Annotated in this window: 14 protein-coding genes, 1 pseudogene and 1 riboswitch; of the genes and pseudogenes, 8 read left to right on the top strand and 7 right to left on the bottom strand. The window is 76.2% G+C overall.

The features are described 5' to 3' along the window. Positions 1–68 precede the first annotated feature (68 nt). From JNO54_RS07530 to cbiE, 6 genes are all read right to left on the bottom strand, one after another. The gene (locus JNO54_RS07530; RefSeq protein WP_204143342.1) at positions 69–959 is read right to left on the bottom strand and encodes an energy-coupling factor ABC transporter ATP-binding protein; all 891 of its coding nucleotides are present in this window, start codon (positions 957–959) and stop codon (positions 69–71) included. Next, on the bottom strand, positions 956–1,708 hold the full coding sequence (cbiQ, locus tag JNO54_RS07525) for a cobalt ECF transporter T component CbiQ (protein ID WP_204143341.1): 753 nt from the start codon (positions 1,706–1,708) through the stop codon (positions 956–958). Before cbiQ ends, JNO54_RS07530 begins: the two co-directional genes overlap by 4 nt. Continuing rightward, complete coding sequence (locus JNO54_RS14775; protein ID WP_204143340.1) at positions 1,705–2,034, bottom strand: energy-coupling factor ABC transporter substrate-binding protein; 330 nt, start codon at positions 2,032–2,034, stop codon at positions 1,705–1,707. The genes cbiQ and JNO54_RS14775 overlap by 4 nt, the downstream gene beginning before the upstream one ends. Then, entirely contained in the window at positions 2,027–2,701 is a 675-nt protein-coding gene (locus JNO54_RS07515) for an energy-coupling factor ABC transporter permease (protein ID WP_204143339.1), read from the bottom strand. The genes JNO54_RS14775 and JNO54_RS07515 overlap by 8 nt, the downstream gene beginning before the upstream one ends. A gap of 56 nt (positions 2,702–2,757) precedes the next feature. Continuing rightward, a riboswitch (cobalamin riboswitch) is annotated at positions 2,758–2,824 on the bottom strand. Between the two features lie 28 nt (positions 2,825–2,852). After that, positions 2,853–3,638: a precorrin-4 C(11)-methyltransferase gene (gene cobM, locus JNO54_RS07510; protein WP_204143338.1), complete on the bottom strand. Its 786-nt coding sequence runs from the start codon at positions 3,636–3,638 to the stop codon at positions 2,853–2,855. Beyond that, positions 3,635–4,861 (bottom strand): precorrin-6y C5,15-methyltransferase (decarboxylating) subunit CbiE, encoded by a 1,227-nt coding sequence (cbiE, locus tag JNO54_RS14955; RefSeq protein ID WP_204143337.1) that lies wholly within the window; start codon positions 4,859–4,861, stop codon positions 3,635–3,637. The genes cobM and cbiE overlap by 4 nt, the downstream gene beginning before the upstream one ends. Positions 4,862–5,058: 197 nt before the next feature. Here cbiE and JNO54_RS07500 point away from each other — a divergent pair, with 197 nt between their 5' ends. From JNO54_RS07500 to JNO54_RS07470, 7 genes are read left to right on the top strand one after another with little or no spacing between them, the layout of a single operon-like run. Then, positions 5,059–7,155, top strand: coding sequence for a magnesium chelatase subunit D family protein (locus JNO54_RS07500; RefSeq protein ID WP_204143336.1), 2,097 nt, complete (start codon positions 5,059–5,061; stop codon positions 7,153–7,155). Then, positions 7,155–7,769: a cob(I)yrinic acid a,c-diamide adenosyltransferase gene (gene cobO, locus JNO54_RS07495; protein WP_204143335.1), complete on the top strand. Its 615-nt coding sequence runs from the start codon at positions 7,155–7,157 to the stop codon at positions 7,767–7,769. The genes JNO54_RS07500 and cobO overlap by 1 nt, the downstream gene beginning before the upstream one ends. Then, positions 7,766–10,294: a bifunctional hydrogenobyrinic acid a,c-diamide synthase/histidinol phosphate aminotransferase CobBC gene (gene cobBC / locus JNO54_RS14950; protein ID WP_307818107.1), complete on the top strand. Its 2,529-nt coding sequence runs from the start codon at positions 7,766–7,768 to the stop codon at positions 10,292–10,294. The genes cobO and cobBC overlap by 4 nt, the downstream gene beginning before the upstream one ends. Continuing rightward, complete coding sequence (cobA, locus tag JNO54_RS07485; RefSeq protein WP_204143333.1) at positions 10,291–11,352, top strand: uroporphyrinogen-III C-methyltransferase; 1,062 nt, start codon at positions 10,291–10,293, stop codon at positions 11,350–11,352. The genes cobBC and cobA overlap by 4 nt, the downstream gene beginning before the upstream one ends. 52 nt (positions 11,353–11,404) lie before the next feature. Continuing rightward, the gene (locus tag JNO54_RS07480; protein ID WP_307818106.1) at positions 11,405–12,217 is read left to right on the top strand and encodes an adenosylcobinamide-GDP ribazoletransferase; all 813 of its coding nucleotides are present in this window, start codon (positions 11,405–11,407) and stop codon (positions 12,215–12,217) included. Then, complete coding sequence (locus JNO54_RS07475; RefSeq protein ID WP_204143332.1) at positions 12,214–12,747, top strand: bifunctional adenosylcobinamide kinase/adenosylcobinamide-phosphate guanylyltransferase; 534 nt, start codon at positions 12,214–12,216, stop codon at positions 12,745–12,747. Before JNO54_RS07480 ends, JNO54_RS07475 begins: the two co-directional genes overlap by 4 nt. Then, on the top strand, positions 12,744–13,673 hold the full coding sequence (locus JNO54_RS07470; RefSeq protein WP_204143331.1) for a CobD/CbiB family cobalamin biosynthesis protein: 930 nt from the start codon (positions 12,744–12,746) through the stop codon (positions 13,671–13,673). The genes JNO54_RS07475 and JNO54_RS07470 overlap by 4 nt, the downstream gene beginning before the upstream one ends. Here the strand turns inward: JNO54_RS07470 and JNO54_RS07465 are convergent. Next, positions 13,630–14,400 carry a cobalt-precorrin-6A reductase gene (locus tag JNO54_RS07465; RefSeq protein WP_204143330.1) on the bottom strand — a complete coding sequence of 257 codons (771 nt, stop codon included), beginning with the start codon at positions 14,398–14,400 and terminating at the stop codon, positions 13,630–13,632. The genes JNO54_RS07470 and JNO54_RS07465 overlap by 44 nt on opposite strands. 235 nt (positions 14,401–14,635) lie before the next feature. On the opposite strand from JNO54_RS07465, the pseudogene JNO54_RS07460 reads away from it, so the two are divergent. Next, a pseudogene (locus tag JNO54_RS07460) lies at positions 14,636–15,397 on the top strand (aminoglycoside phosphotransferase family protein); the annotation flags it as partial. Between the last annotated feature and the right edge of the window lie 20 nt (positions 15,398–15,417).

The following is a 15,417-nucleotide window of genomic DNA, read 5'->3' as shown; positions in this document are numbered from 1 at the left end:
CCCTTCGCCCGCTCTGGCACGCGGCTCGCCGCTTCGCCCCGAGTATGGAACCCCTGCGGAGGGGCGGTTCATCGGGCGACCTGCGAGCTACGCGACGGATGGGACGCCCGCACCGCCACCGCCACCTCGGTGGGCGTGCGGGGCCAGCCGCTTGCGGCGGGCTCGATCCCCAGCTCGCGCAGGAGCTGCACCGACCACGGCGGACGCAGCCGCGCCGCCTCGAGGAGATCGACACCGGTGAGTGCCTCGGTCACCTCGCCCTGGTGGACGACGTGGTCGACCACCAGGGCGACCTCGTCGGCCCAGCGCCAGGCGAGGTCGACGTCATGGGTCGACAGCACCACCGTCGTGCCGTGCGCCTCGAGCGCCGCGACCGCGGCGAGCATCTCCTCGACCCCGGCCGGGTCGAGCCCCGCCGTCGGCTCGTCGAGGAGCAGCACCTGCGGGTGCATCGCGAGCGCACCGGCGACGGCGACCCGCTTGCGCTGGCCGAAGGAGAGCCGGTGGACCGGCCGGTCGGCGAGGTCCTCGAGCGAGAGCACCGCGAGCGCCTCGTCGACCCGCCCGGCGATCTCGGTGGCGCCGAGACCCAGGTTGGTCGGGCCGTAGCCGATGTCGCTGCGCACGTCGGCGCTGAAGAGCTGGTCATCGGGGTCCTGCATGACCAGCTGCACCCGCTGCCGGTGGCCGGTCAGCCCGCGTCGGGTGTGCCGCAGGACCTCCCCACCGGAGACGACCGACCCCTCGGCCGGCTCGTGCGCGCCGGAGAGCACGCGCAGCAGCGTCGTCTTGCCCGACCCGTTGGCGCCGAGGATCGCGGTGCGCCGACCCACGCCGATCGTCAGGCTCACGCAGTCGAGCACCCCCGGGGTGCCGGGGTAGCCGGCGTGCACGCCGCGCAGCGCGAGCGCGGTGTCGGCGTCGTCGGGTGGGGTCCACGACCCGAGGCGATGCGTCATGACAGCCCCATCCGCAGCGACAGCCCGGCCAGCCCGACGACGAGTGCTCCGGCCGCCAGGACGAAGGGGGTCGACACGGCGCGGGCAGGGACGAGCGGCACGGCGGCGACTCCTCCACGCCCGGTCAGTCCGTCCTCGAGCCTGCGCGCCTTGTCCCACGCGGCAACGAGCACCACGGCGCACAGCTGGCCGACCGAGCGTCGCGCGGCCCGACCGGTCGCGTAGCCCAGCCGCCCGGCCTGAGCGGCGCGGATCGCCGACGCAGCCTCGAGCAGGGCGAAGATCATCCGGTAGGTCACCGCAGCGACGTCAACGGCCACCTCCGGCACCCGCGCCCGGCGCAGCCCGGCGAGCAGGTCGACCATCGGCGTGGTCGCCGCCAGCAGGACCGTCGCGCTCGTCGCGGCGAGGGCCCGGGCGACGACGAGGAGGGCCCGGGAGGCACTCCCTTCGTCGACACCGACCGGACCCCAGCTCACGAGGTCCCCCCCACCGAAGGTGACCGCGATCGTCACGGCGCCGATGGCGATGAAGACGGCGGGCCCGGCCATCGCGTGGCACCAGACCCGCCCCGGGACCCGCGCCACGGCGGCGAGGCCCACGGCGCACACCCCGACGAGGCCCGCGACCACGAGCGAGGTCGTCGTCGCGGCGACGAGGAGCAGTCCCACGCAGAGCAGGGACTTCTCCATCGTCGAGCGGGTCCGCCACGGGGAGGACCACGCCGCGTCGTCGAGCGTGAGCCTCATCCGCGGGCGTCGCCCGTCCGGGTGGCGTTGCGCCCCTTGAGCCGACCGAAGACGTAGCCGAGCGCCAGGCCGCCGAGGCCGGCCTGCAGGGCGAAGAGACCGGACTCGATCTCGCCACCGGCCGGCGACATGAGGGGCTCGAACCACGGCTCGTGGCCGGCCTCCTCGAGCTGCTCGGTGGCGGCGGCGTCGGTGCCGCCGAAGGCCTCGTCCTCACCCGCGGCGGCGCGACCGCCGAGGTAGAGAGCGACGGCCAGCAGGACGACGACAGCGGCGAGGACGAGTGCGATGCCGCGTCGCCCGAGGGTCTGGGTGGACTCACGCACGGGCAGGCTCCTTGGTCTGGGCGGGGACGACCTCGAGGTCCTCCATCTCAGGGCGCGCCCAAGCGATGAGCGCATTGATCAGCAGGACCCCGACAAGGCCCTCGACGATCGCCAGGGGCACCTGGGTCACGGCGAAGATCCCGAGGAAACGACCCCACGCCTCGACGAAGCCGCCTTCCGGGTAGGCGAGCGCGAGCTGCGTCGCGGTCGTCACGTAGGTGGCCAGGTCGGCCAAGGCCACGCCGACGAAGACGCGCACCATGAAGGGCGCGGCTGCGAGCAGCCGGAAGAGCCCGTATCCGACCCACGGCCCGACGACCGCCATCGAGAAGACATTGGCCCCGAGCGTCGTCAGCCCGCCATGCGCCAGCAGCAGCGCCTGGAATAGCAGGACGATCGTGCCGAGCAGGGCCATGACCGGCGGCCGGACGATGATCGCGCCGACGCCGGTGCCCGTGGGGTGCGAGCTCGAGCCGGTCACCGACGGCAGCTTGATCGCCGACATGACGAAGGTGAAGGCGCCCGCGGCCCCGAGCAGCAGCCTGGCGCTCGGGTTGTCCCGCACGATGCGGGCGGCACTGCGGGTGCCGTGGATGACGAACGGGGCGGCCACGACCGTCCACGCGGCGGCGTGGACCGGTGGCAGGAAGCCTTCGGCGATGTGCATCAGTGCACTCCCTTTCTGGCCGGATGACGCGTCCGACCGCGGCAGCCCTCGCCCCGGAGTTCCTGACTCGCGGAAGACCCGCTCACAGTGGCGCGACCGTCCCGGACTCTCACCGGGTTCCTCCAGGTGGAGGCGAAGACTGCGGCCGAGACTAGCGAAGCCCACCGGGGATGTCTGCCGCCGTCCGCTCCTCGCGCTCGGCCGCGCGACGGCAGGAGTAGAGGTGCGACTCGACGAAATCCTCGGCCCGCAGTGCCCATCCGACGACGATGATCGCCGCCTGCCGCAGGTCGTGCGACTCGACCTGGTCGGCGATGTCGGCCAGCGTCCCGTGCAGGACGATCTCCTCGGGCTGCTCGACGCGGTAGGCGACGGCGACGGGGCAGTCGGCGCCGTAGTGCTGGGCGAGGCGCTCCGCGAGCTCGCGGGTGCGGCGGATCGCCAGGTGCAGCACGAGCGTGGCACCAGTCGCGGCGAAGGTCTCGAGCGACTCCCTCGACGGCATGGCCGTCGAGTCGCGCTGGGCACGGGTGAGCACCACTGACTGGGCGACCTCGGGCACCGTGAGCTCACGCCCCAGCCGCGCGGCAGTGGCGGCGTAGGCCGCGACGCCGGGCGTGATGTCCCAGGGCACCCCGGCAGCGTCGAGCCGCCGGGTCTGCTCGGCGATCGCGGAGTAGACGCTCGGGTCGCCGGAGCACAGGCGGGCGACGTCGTCGCCGCGCTCGTGGGCAGCGACGAGCTCGGCGGTGATGCCGTCGAGGTCGAGCTGCTGGGTGTCGACGAGACGGACCCCCGGCGGGCAGTGCTCGAGGACCGCGGCGTCGAGGTAGGTGCCGGCGTAGAGGCACACCGGGCTGGTCGCGAGCAGGCGGGTGGCGCGCACGGTGAGCAGGTCGGCGGCGCCGGGGCCGGCGCCGATGAAGTGGACGGTCATGTCGGGTCCTCGGTGGTCGTGCGGGTCGCGGCGAGCTGGGTGACGGTGCGGGCGGGGGTCCAGGACCGGAAGCGGCCGAGCTCGACGGCCCGCTCCACGGACAGGCGGGTCAGCTCGCCGGCGGTGCGGTCGGCGAGCGCGACGAGCGCGGCCTCCCCCTCGAGCGTGACGGCGTGGGCGACGAGCCGCCCGCCGGGACGGAGGGAGGACCACGCGGACTCGAGCAGGTCGGGCTCGAGACCCCCACCGACGAAGACGGCGTCGGCCGGGCGCAGGGTCGTCAGGTCCGTGGTGGTCGTGTCGGCGACGAGCACCTCGACCCGGCCGGAGAGGCCGAGCGCGGCGGCGTTGGCGGTGATGCGGGCGGCGCGGGTGGGGTCCCGCTCGACGCAGGTGGCGCCGGCGCGGTCCGCGGCGAGGCACCACTCGAGCGCGACGGAGCCGTTGCCGGCGCCGAGGTCCCACAGGTGGTCCCCGGGGGCCGGACGCAGCCGCGCGAGGGCGCTCGCGCGGACGTCGCGCTTGGTGAGCTGGCCGTCGTGGTCGATGAAGTCCTCCGGCCGTCCCGGCACCGGGCCGGCGGTCCTCGCGGCGCTCGCGGGGTCGTCGGCGCGCACGTCGAGGCAGGCGAGCACCAGGGGTGGGGTGGCTCCTGCGAATGCGTCGGCGCGCTCGGCGCGGGCGCCCTCCTCCGGTCCGCCGAGGTGCCATCGGGCGGTGAGCATCGTTGCGCCCCAACCGCGCTCGGTGAGGAGCGCGGCAAGGGCAGCGGGTGCGTCGCCGTCGGACAGCAGGACGACGAGGCGGGCGCCGGGGCTGAGGTGCGGCAGAACGGCGCGCAGGTCGCGACCGACCGTCGTGACGACGAACACCTCCTCGGCGGACCAGCCCTGTCGCGCCCGGGCGAGGGCGTGGCTGCCGACGTGGGGGTGGACCCGCACGCGGTCGGTCCCGACGAGGTCGATCAGGGTCGTCGCGATGCCGGAGCGCAGCGGGTCGCCGCTGGCGAGGACGACGGCGTCAGGGTGCGCCCGGAGCAGGTCCGGCAGGGCGGGGCGAAGGGGGCTCGGCCAGTCGACCAGCTCGGCAGCCGGGGCGTGCGGGGCGAGCAGGTCGAGGTGTCGGCGCCCACCGATGAGGGTGACGGCACGCTCGACGAGGCCGCGTCGCCCTGCGTCCAGGCCGGCCCAGCCGTCGTCCCCGATACCCACGACGTCGATCACGGACGCCCACCTTAGGCCCCCGGGCGCTGTGAGAGGATCGCGCTCGGCACGCCCCCCGAAGAATCCGGTGCAACTCCGGAGCGGTCCCGCCACTGTGACGGCCCCACGGCCCGAGCCAGAACGTCGGAGCGCGCCCGCCGGAGCGAACCCGCCCGGCGCGTCGGACGGCGAGCGCGGATACTCGCCAGGAGGCCACCTTGACCCGCAGTGACCAGACCGCCCCGGTCTTCCCCTTCACCGCGCTCGTCGGCGCGGACGAGCTGACGACCGCCCTGCTGCTCAGCGCGATCTCCCCCGAGATCGGTGGCGTGCTCGTGCGCGGGGAGAAGGGCACGGCCAAGTCCACGGCGGTGCGCGCCCTGGCCGCAGTGCTCCCCGAGCAGCGCGTCGCGAACGGGTGCCGGTTCGGCTGCGACCCGGACCGCTCCGAGAGCTGCCCCGACGCCCCGCACGACGCGCCCGCCACGACCCGACCCGCCCGTCTCGTCGAGCTGCCCGTCGGCGCGACAGAGGACCGGGTCGTCGGCTCCCTCGACCTGCGCCGCGCCCTCGGTGACGGCGAGGCCGCCTACCAGCCCGGCCTGCTCGCCGAGGCACACCGCGGCATCCTCTACGTCGACGAGGTCAACCTGCTGCACGACCACCTCGTCGACGTCCTGCTCGACGCGGCGGCCATGGGGCGCAACACGGTCGAGCGTGATGGCGTGTCGATCTCGCACCCGGCGCGGATCACCCTCGTCGGCACGATGAACCCCGAGGAGGGCGAGCTGCGCCCGCAGCTGCTCGACCGCTTCGGCCTCACCGTGCACGTCGCCGCGAGCCGCGACCCGCACGTGCGCGCCGAGGTCGTGCGCCGCAGGCTCGAGGCCGACCTCGACCCGGTCGCCTTCGCCGCACGCCACGCCGACGCCGAGGCAGCCCTCTCCGCGCGCCTGGCCGGTGCCCGCGAGGCCGTGCGCCACATCCGTCTCGACGAGCGGACCTTGCGCACCATCGCCCGGGTGTGCGCCGGCTTCGACGTCGACGGGATGCGGGCCGACATCGTCACAGCGCGCACGGCCGTCGCCCACGCGGCGTGGCAGGGGCGTGAGCAGGTGACCCGCGAGGACATCCGGGCCGCGGCGCTGCTGTCGCTGCCCCACCGCCGCCGCCGCGCTCCCTTCGACGCGCCGGGGCTCGACGAGGACCTCCTCGACCGGCTCCTCGACGAGGAGCCCGAGGACGACCCGCCGGGTGGCGGCGAGGAGCCGGACGAGGGGCCCGGCGCCGACGACGCTGCCGAGGGTCCGTCCGACGACTCCGGCCCTGGCTCGTCCGGTGAATCTGACGCGACCTCGTCGGCCCCGCCGTCCCCTTCCGACTCCGCGCAGGACGACGGGAGCTCGCATTCCCCCAGTGCGATGCAGGACCCCGAGCCCGGGGAGTCCCCTGCCGAGCCACCCCGGCGCGCCACGCCCACCCCCACCGGCGTCGCGAGCGCCCAGCCCCCCTACCGCGCCCGCCGCCTCGAGCTCACCGGTGTCGGGTCCGGCCCGGCTGGTCGCCGCTCCCCCGCACTCACCCCCCGGGGGCGGGTCGTCGGCACCCACCCGGCCGGGCACGAGCCCGCCGGGTCGCCGGTGCACCTGACCGCCACCCTGCGCGCCTCCGCCGCCCGCCGTGCCGCCCGCACCGGGCCCGCCCGGGTGACCGGCGACGACCTGCGCCACGCCATCACCCGCGGGCGCGAGGCCAACCTCGTCCTCCTCGCCGTCGACGCCTCCGGCTCGATGGCCGCCCGCAAGCGGATGGGTGAGGTCAAGACCGCGGTCCTCTCGCTCCTGCTCGACGCCTACCAGCGCCGCGACCGGGTAGGTCTGGTGACCTTCCGCGGGCACGGGGCCGAGCTGCTGCTGCCCCCGACCTCGTCGGTCGAGGCGGCCGCCGCGCGCCTCGCCGAGATGCCGCACGGAGGCCGCACCCCGCTCGCCGAAGGACTGACCGAGATCGCGAAGGTCGTTGCGCGAGAGCGCGTCCGCGACCGACATCAGCGCGCCCTGGTCGTCCTCGTCACCGACGGGCGCGCCACCGCCGGCCCCGAGGCGCTCGCCCGCGCCCAGCACGTCGCCGACGCCTGGGGCGGCACCGCGCAGACGGTCGTCGTCGACTGCGAGACGGGCCGGTTCCGGATGGGTCTGGCCGCCGACCTCGCCCGGCGGATGGGCGCCGAGCACATCCCCCTCGAGCAGGTCGCCGCGAGCGGCCTCGTCGAGATCGTCACCGACCGCATCGCCCCCCGAAGGAGCGCCGCCTGATGGCCCAGGGACAGACCCCCGTCACGCCGAAGGACGGACTGACCACGCGGCAGCGCCGCAACCGCCCGCTCGTCGTCGTCCACGGTGGCATCGGCAAGGGCAAGTCGACGGCGGCCTTCGGCCTCGGCCTGCGCGGGTGGAACCAGGGCTGGTCCATCGGCGTCTTCCAGTTCGTCAAGTCCGCGAAGTGGCGCATCGGCGAGGAGGAGGTCTACAAGACCCTCGGCCGCGTCCACGAGGAGACCGGCGAAGGGGGTCCCGTCGAGTGGCACAAGATGGGCTCGGGCTGGTCGTGGTCGCGCAAGGCCGGGTCCGAGGAGGACCACGCCGCCGACGCCCGTGAGGGCTGGGAGGAGATCAAGCGGCGGCTCGCCGCGGAGGCGCACACCGTCTACATCCTCGACGAGTTCACGTACGTCATGAAGTGGGGCTGGGTCGAGCTCGACGACGTCATCGACACGCTGACCCACCGACCCGGCTACCAGCACGTCGTCATCACCGGCCGCGACCCTCACCCGCGGCTGCTCGAGATCGCCGACGTCGCGACCGAGATGACGAAGATCAAGCACCCCTTCGACCGCGGTCAGAAGGGCCAGAAGGGGATCGAGTGGTGAGGATCCCTCGACTCCTCGTCGCCGCCCCCGCCTCCGGGCACGGCAAGACGACGATCACCGTCGGAGTGATGGCCGCCCTCGCCCGGCGCGGCCTGACGGTCGCGCCCGCGAAGGTCGGGCCCGACTACATCGACCCGGGCTACCACGCGCTCGCCACCGGCCGGCCGAGCCGCAACCTCGACCCGTGGCTCGTCGGTGAGGACCAGGTCGCGCCGCTGCTGCTGCGCGGCGCCACCCACCCGACCCCGGCCGACGTGTGCCTCGTCGAGGGCGTCATGGGGCTGCTCGACGGGCGGCTCGGCGGCGACGGCTTCGCGAGCAGCGCGCACGTCGCCGCGCTCACCAGCACCCCGGTGCTCCTCGTCGTCGACATCTCCTCGACCTCGCGGACCGTCGCCGCGACCGTCGCCGGCATGGCCGCCTACGACGAGGCGCTCGACGTCGTCGGGGTCGTCCTCAACAAGGCCGGCACCGCCCGCCACGCCGACGAGGCGCGCCGCGCGGTGGAGCAGACCGGGGTGCCGGTCTGGGGGGTGGTCCCGCGGGACGTCGGGATGCACGTCCCCTCCCGCCACCTCGGTCTCGTGCCGGCCGCGGAGAGCGGCGAGGCCGCCGCGACGCTCGGCCGGATCGCCGACCTCGCCGAGGAGCACGTCCACCTCGACGCCGTCCTCGCGGCGGCCGGTGGCGCGCCCGACCTCGACGCGCGCCCGTGGTGCCCCTCGGCGGCGCTCGGCGAGGCGGCCCGCGAGACCGGGCCGGGCGCACCGGTCGTGGCGGTGGCGGGCGGGCGGGCCTTCACCTTCCGCTACCCGGAGACCGAGGAGCTGCTCACCGCGGCCGGGTGCCGGGTGGCGCTCCTCGACCCGGCGCGCGACCTCGCGCTGCCGCCCGGGACCCGCGCGCTGTACGTCGGCGGTGGCTTCCCGGAGGTGCACGCCCGGGCGCTGGCGAGCAACACCTCGCTCCTCGACGACATCCGCGCCGCGGTCGGTGCCGGGATGCCGACGACGGCCGAGTGCGCGGGGCTGCTCTACCTCGCCCGCTCCCTCGACGGGCACCCGATGGCCGGGCTCGTCCCGACGGACGCCGCGATGGGTCCGCGGCTCACCCTGGGCTACCGCGAGGCGGAGCTGCTCGCCGACTCCGTGCTCGGCCCCGCGGGCACGCGGGTGAGCGGGCACGAGTTCCACCGGACCGTGACGCAGCCGCCGGCCGCGCCGGCGGCGCGAAGGGGGGAGGCGCCGGCCTGGTCGCTCGGCGGCCGCGCGGAGGGCTTCGCGCTCGACCCGGCCGGGACCGGCCGGGCGACGCTCGTCGCGTCGTACCTGCACACGAGCTGGGCGGGGTCGCCGGGGATGGCGGCGGCCTTCGCCGAGGCCGCCTGGGGGCACGAGGGGCACACCGCGGCAGCGACCGCCACCGAGGCACCCGTCGTGCCGCTCGGCCGCCCGGTCGGCGCGGGCGTCGCGCCCGTCCCGGTCCAGGGCGAGCCGGCGGACGGGGTCGACCTGGACCACCACGGCGATGCCGAGACCGGCGACGGGCTCGTCGACCTCGCGGTCAACGTCCGGCTCGACGCCCCTCCCCCGTGGCTGGCCACCGCGCTGCGCGACGAGGTCGGCCGGCTCGCCGCCTACCCCGACCCGGCCCCGGCCCGTGACGCACTGGCCCGTCGGCACGACCGGCGGCGTGAGGAGGTGCTGCCGACGAGCGGCGGCGCCGAGGCCTTCACGCTGCTCGCACGGGCCCTGCCGGTGCGCGACGCGGTCGTCGTGCACCCGCAGTTCACCGAGCCGGAGGCCGCGCTCGTCGCTGCCGGGCGCCCCGTTCGGCGGGTGCTCCTACGGCCCGAGGACGGCTTCGCGCTGACCCCGCAGTCGCTCGGCGAGGTCGGCGACGCGGACCTCGTCGTCCTCGGCAACCCGACCAACCCGACGGGTGTGCTCCACCCCGCGCGGGTGCTGCGCTCGCTCGTGCGGCCCGGGCGGGTCGTCGTCGTCGACGAGGCCTTCATGGACGCGGTCCCCGGCGAGGGCGAGTCCCTCCTCGCCGGCGACCTCGGCGGCCTCCTCGTCGTGCGCTCGCTCACGAAGACCTGGGGCGTCGCCGGCGTCCGTGCCGGCTACGTCGCCGGGGACCCGCGGCTCGTCGCGGCGCTCGCTGCGCACCAGCCGCACTGGTCGGTCGGCAGCCTCGCCCTGCGTGTCATGGTCGAGACGGCCACGCCCCGGGCGCTCGCGGAGGCGGCCCGCGGCGCCTCCGAGCTGCAGTCCTGGCGGCAGCACCTCACCGCCGGGCTGCGGACGCTGGACGTTCCCGTCGTGGGCTCCTCCGCCCCCTTCGTCCTCGCCCGTCCCGGTCCCGGGGCGCACGCCACCCTCCGGGAGCGCGGGTGGGCGCTGCGGCGCTGCGACACCTTCCCCGGCCTGGACGCGAGCTGGGTCCGCGTCGCCGCCCGGGACCCCCTGACCACCGACGGGCTGCTCCGCGAGCTGTCCCGGATCACGAGGAGGACCGCATGAGCTGGCTGCTCACCGGCCGCCGGGTGCTTGTCCGCGAGCCCGGGCCCGACATCACGACGACAATCCAGCGGCTGCTCGACGACGGCGCCGCCATCGTCGTCGTCGAGACGGACGAGCCCACGCCGGAGCTGCGTGACGTCGTCGGCCGCGGGCTGGCCGAGCTCGCCACGCCCGGCACGGCGAGCGCCGATGTCGTCCTCACCGACCCGGTGCGCGAGCCTGCCGGTCCTCGGCGGCCGGGCGGCACCGGGCGGGTCGTGCTCGTCGGCGGCGGGCCCGGTGACCCGGGGCTGCTCACCCTCGCCGGCTATGAGGCGCTGCGCCAGGCCGACGTCGTCGTCACCGACCGGCTCGGGCCGCTCGGCGCGCTCACCGACCTGCCGGCCGACGTCGAGGTCGTGCACGTCGGGAAGATCCCGCGGGGCGATTTCACCCCGCAGGAGCGGATCAACGCGGTGCTCGTCGAGCGGGCCCGGGCCGGGCAGGTCGTCGTCCGGCTCAAAGGAGGCGACGGCTTCGTCCTCGGGCGCGGCGGCGAGGAGTGGCTGGCCTGCACCGACGCCGGGGTGCCCGTCGAGGTGATCCCCGGGGTGAGCTCGGCGGTCGCGGTGCCGGCGCTCGCGCAGATCCCGGTGACCCACCGCGGGCTGTCGCAGGGGGTCGTCGTCGTGTCGGGCCATGTCGATCCCGGCGACCCGCGCAGCGAGGTCGACTGGGCCGCGCTCGCGCAGAGCCGGCTCACCCTCGTCGTGCTCATGGGCGTCGCGACGCTGCCCGCGATCGCCGAGTCGCTCGTCGCGGCAGGGCTCGACGCGGGGACGCCGGCGGCGAGCATCGCCAACGGCGGCACCCCGCTCCAGCAGGTTGTCCGCGCGCCGCTGTCCCGGATCGCCGAGGCGGCCCGCGAGGGCGGCATCGCAGCCCCTGCGGTCACCGTCATCGGCCCCGCGGTCGCGGCCCTCGAGATGGGGCTCGACGCGGCGGCGGCGACTGCGGCGGCACCAGCGTCGGCGAACGGTGCGAGCCCGACCCGGCCCGAGACGGCGGCCGCCCGATGACCGGCCCCCTCCTCCCTTCGCAGACGCTCCAGCAACCTCCCCTGCGTGCGTCGTGAGCGGGGGCACCCTCCGCGAGGGGCTGCGCCTGGCCGTCGGCACCCTCACCGTCCTCTCGAGCGGCCCGGTGATCACGACCCGCCCCGTCGCCGGCGCGGCCATGACCCTCGCCCCGCTCGCCGTCCTCCCCCTCGCCCTCGCCGTGCTCGCCGTCGCCGCCGCCGGGAGCGCCCTCGCCCTCCCCCCGCTCGCCACTGCCACCGTCGTCGTCGCCCTCCTCGCGGCCGGCACCCGGGCCATGCACCTCGACGGGCTCGCCGACACCGTGGACGGCCTCGGTGGCGGGTGGACCCGCGAGCGCGCCCTCGAGATCATGCGCACCGGCGACGTCGGCCCGATGGGCGTCGTCGCGCTCGTCCTCACCCTCCTCCTCCAGGTGACCTGCGCGGCCCACCTCCTCGGTGGCCCCCACCTGGGCCCCCTTCCCGCCGGTGCCCTCGCCCTCGCCGCCGCGATCCCCCTCTCCCGGACGGCCTGCCCTCTCCTCTGCCGCCGCGGGGTGCCCGCCGCCTCCCCCACCGGCCTCGGCGCCACCGTCGCCGGCACCGTCCCGACCGCCGCCGCGGCCGCCGCCGTCGTCCTGCCCGCAGGCCTCCTCGCCCTGGCCGCCATGCCCGTCAGCCCGGTTGGTCCCGTCCACGGCGTGCTCGCCGCGCTCGGCGCCACCGCCCTCGCCACCGCCACCTCCCTCGCGCTGGCCGCCCTCGCCCACCGCCGCCTCGGCGGTATCAGCGGCGACGTCATCGGCGCCGCCGTCGAGCTCGCCCTCGCCAGCGTGCTGCTCGTCCTCGCGGGGACCCTGCGATGAGGGTCCTCGTCACCGGCGGTGTCCGCTCCGGCAAGTCCCGGCACGCCGAGTCCCTCGTCCCCGCCGGCGAGCCGGCCACCTACCTCGCCTGCGGGCCCACCTCCGACGACCCCGACTGGGCGCTGCGCGTCGCCGCCCACCAGGACCGCCGTCCGGCCACGTGGACCACCGTGGAGACCAGCGACGCCGCGCGCGCCCTCCGCGAGCACCCCGGCGCCGTCCTCCTCGACTGCGTCGGCACCTGGCTCACCGCCCAGCTCGACGCGCTCGACGCCTGGGAGAGCCCGCAGGACGCCTGGTCGCCCGCGCTCGACGCCCGCGTCGACGACCTCGTCGCCGCCTGGGCGGACCACCCAGGCCTCGTCGTCGCCGTGACCAACGAGGTGGGCTGGGGCGTCGTCCCGGCGACCCGCTCGGGCCGGGTCTTCGCCGACCGGCTCGGCCTGGTCAACCAGCGCCTCGCCGCCACCGCCGATCGCGTCCTCCTCGTCGTCGCCGGCCAGGTGCTCCCCGTGAAGGACCTCCCGTGACCCGCCCCGACCCGGTCGCGGCCGGGCTCCTCGCCGGCTACCTCCTCGACCGCCTCCTCGGCGACCCGCGAAGGGGGCACCCCGTCGCCGTCTTCGGGGGTTGGGCCGGGCAGGTGGAGCGGGTCCTCCACCGGCCCGACCGGGGGGCGGGCGTGGCCGCCACAGCCACCGCGCTCGCGCCGCTCGTCGCCGCCGGGCTTGCCGCCCGCCACCTCGGCCCGAGCGGCCAGGTGGTCGTCACGACCGCGGTCACCTGGGCCGCTCTCGGCGGGACCTCGCTGGCCCGCGAGGCGAGCGCGGTCCACGACCTCCTCGCCCGCGGCGACCTCCCGGCGGCCCGCGTCCGGGTCCGCCACCTCGTGGGGCGGCGCACCGACGACCTGGCCGCCGACGAGGTGGCCCGGGCGGCGGTCGAGTCGGTGGCAGAGAACACCTCCGACGCCGTCGTCGGCACCCTCGTCTGGGGTGCGGCGCTCGGGCCGCTCGGTGTGCTCCTCCACCGCGGCGCCAACACCCTCGACGCGATGTGGGGTCACCGCAGCGAGCGCTACGCCGCGTACGGCTGGTCCGCCGCCCGCCTCGACGACCTGCTCGGCTGGGTCCCCGCCCGGGCCACCGTCCTCGCGACCGCCGCGGCGGGCGCTGGGGCCGGGACGCCCCCTTCGTCCGTCGTGCGTACCGCTCTCACCGACGGGCGGGACCACCCCTCGCCCAACGCCGGGCCGGTCGAGGCGGGCTTCGCCGCGGCGCTCGGGGTGCGCCTCGGCGGGCGCAACGACTACGCCGGCCAGGTTGAGGAGCGCGGCCTCCTCGGCGAGGGCCCGCCACCCACGATCGCCGATGTCCCCCGCGCCAGCGCGCTGGCCGACCGGGTCGGCATGGTCACCCTCGCGGGGGCGGTGCTCCTGCGCTCGCTGCGCCGCTGAGCAGCCGGGCGACGACCTCCGCCGCGCGCGCGACCTCGGGCACGCCCGCCTGGACGGCCGGCCGGCGGACGACGACGACGGGCACGCCGAGGGTCGCGGCGGCGGTGAGCTTCGGCGCGGTGAAGTCCCCGCCGGAGTCCTTCGTGAGCAGCACGTCGACCGCATGCTCGCGCATCGTCGCCAGCTCGGCGTCGAGGTCGAAGGGCCCGCGCGAGCGCAGCACCGTCCACGCAGCGGGGAGCGGCTCGGCGGGCGGCTCGACGAGCCGCACGAGGACCGGTCGCTGCGCCCACGGACGGGTGTAGTGGTGGAGGGTCTGCCGCCCGGTGGTGACGAAGGGGGCACCGCCGAGGTCGTCGGCGGTCTCGCGGGCGGCCTCGTAGCCGTCCACCCAGGTCCAGCTGGCGGCCTCGGGGTGCCCGGCCCACCCTGGCCGGGCGAGGCGCAGGAGCGGGTGCCCGGTCGTGGCGCAGGCCTCGGCGGCGTGCCGGCTCATCGTCGTGGCGAAGGGGTGGGTGGCGTCGACGACCGCGTCGACCCCGTGCTCGCGGGTCCACGCGGCCAGGCCGTCAGCCCCGCCGAAGCCGCCGACACGGACCTCGCCGACCGGCAGCCGCGGCCGGGAGACCCTGCCGGCGAGCGAGGAGGTGACCCGGACCCCTTCGCGCTCGAGGAGGGCGGCAAGCTCGCGGGCCTCCGCGGTGCCACCGAGGACGAGGACGTGCATGCTCACCATGCTCCCAGCAGGTCGCCGCCGATGTGCACGAGGGAGGCGCCGACGTGGTCACCGCAGAGGGTGCCGAGGGCCAGGTCCACCCGGCTAGGCCTCGGCGCGCCAGCCCTCGACGACGCCGAGGATCTCGCCCAGGTCCTGCACGGTGGCGTCCGGCTCGAAGGCCAGCGCGTGCGGCTTGGTCACCCGGATCTCGCTGGAGTAGACGTCGGCCTGCGCCGAGGTCCGGCACGGCCAGAACGCTCTCGTCGTCCTCGTCCGGGGCGACGACCTGCCCCGCAACGGCGCCGTCCTCAAGGTCGTCTGGCCGCACGCGGAGACCGCGACCGAGCATCTCGCGCTGCGCCGGTGGGACGGCCACGGCGCCGTCCGGCTGCTGCGTGCTGACCCGGCCCGTGGCGCGCTGCTGCTCGAGCGGCTGACCACGGAGGACCTCACCGAGGTCTGGGACGAGCAGGCGTGCGAGGTCGTCGGTCGCCTCTACCGGCAGCTCCATGTGGACCCGTACCCGCAGGCCCCGCGGCTGTCGGCCTGGGCCCGCCGGCAGGCCCAGGCCCTGACGACGACGAGGGACGCCCTGCCCCGGCGGGTGATCGAGCAGGCGCACTCGCTCGTGGCCGAGCTGGCGAGCGACCCCGACTGCGATGCGACGCTGGTCCACTCCGACCTGCATTACGAGACCGTCCTCTCCGACGGCACCGACTGGGTGGCCATCGACCCCAAGCCGATGGCGGGGCACCCGGCCTTCGAGATCGCCCCGATGCTGTGGAACCGGGTCGAGGAGATGGGCACCGGGTCGTCCTTCCGGTACCTCGTGCGGCGCCGCGCCGAGGTGCTCTGCGAGGAGTCGGCGACGTCGTGGGAGGCAGCGCGCGACTGGACGATCGTCCGCGAGATCGTCAACGCCATGTGGTCCATCGAGGCGGGCGGACCCGAGACCCGCGATCGCGTCAGCCTCGCCCTCGCCCTCGTCAAGGCCGTCGACGACTGACCGGCGGCCGGCGCGCTGCT

The organism is Janibacter endophyticus, from assembly GCF_016888335.1.
Taxonomy (GTDB): Bacteria; Actinomycetota; Actinomycetes; order Actinomycetales; family Dermatophilaceae; genus Marihabitans; species Marihabitans endophyticum.
This window is presented reverse-complemented; position numbering and strand designations above follow the sequence as displayed.

What these genes read in the sequence shown, in the direction of transcription:
- JNO54_RS07530 (WP_204143342.1), bottom strand. Translation starts at nt 959, where the DNA reads ATGACGCATCGCCTCGGGTCGTGGACCCCACCCGACGACGCCGACACC.
- cbiQ (WP_204143341.1), bottom strand. Translation starts at nt 1,708, where the DNA reads ATGAGGCTCACGCTCGACGACGCGGCGTGGTCCTCCCCGTGGCGGACC.
- JNO54_RS07515 (WP_204143339.1), bottom strand. Translation starts at nt 2,701, where the DNA reads ATGCACATCGCCGAAGGCTTCCTGCCACCGGTCCACGCCGCCGCGTGG.
- cobM (WP_204143338.1), bottom strand. Translation starts at nt 3,638, where the DNA reads ATGACCGTCCACTTCATCGGCGCCGGCCCCGGCGCCGCCGACCTGCTC.
- cobO (WP_204143335.1), top strand. Translation starts at nt 7,155, where the DNA reads ATGGCCCAGGGACAGACCCCCGTCACGCCGAAGGACGGACTGACCACG.
- cobA (WP_204143333.1), top strand. Translation starts at nt 10,291, where the DNA reads ATGAGCTGGCTGCTCACCGGCCGCCGGGTGCTTGTCCGCGAGCCCGGG.
- JNO54_RS07475 (WP_204143332.1), top strand. Translation starts at nt 12,214, where the DNA reads ATGAGGGTCCTCGTCACCGGCGGTGTCCGCTCCGGCAAGTCCCGGCAC.
- JNO54_RS07465 (WP_204143330.1), bottom strand. Translation starts at nt 14,400, where the DNA reads ATGCACGTCCTCGTCCTCGGTGGCACCGCGGAGGCCCGCGAGCTTGCC.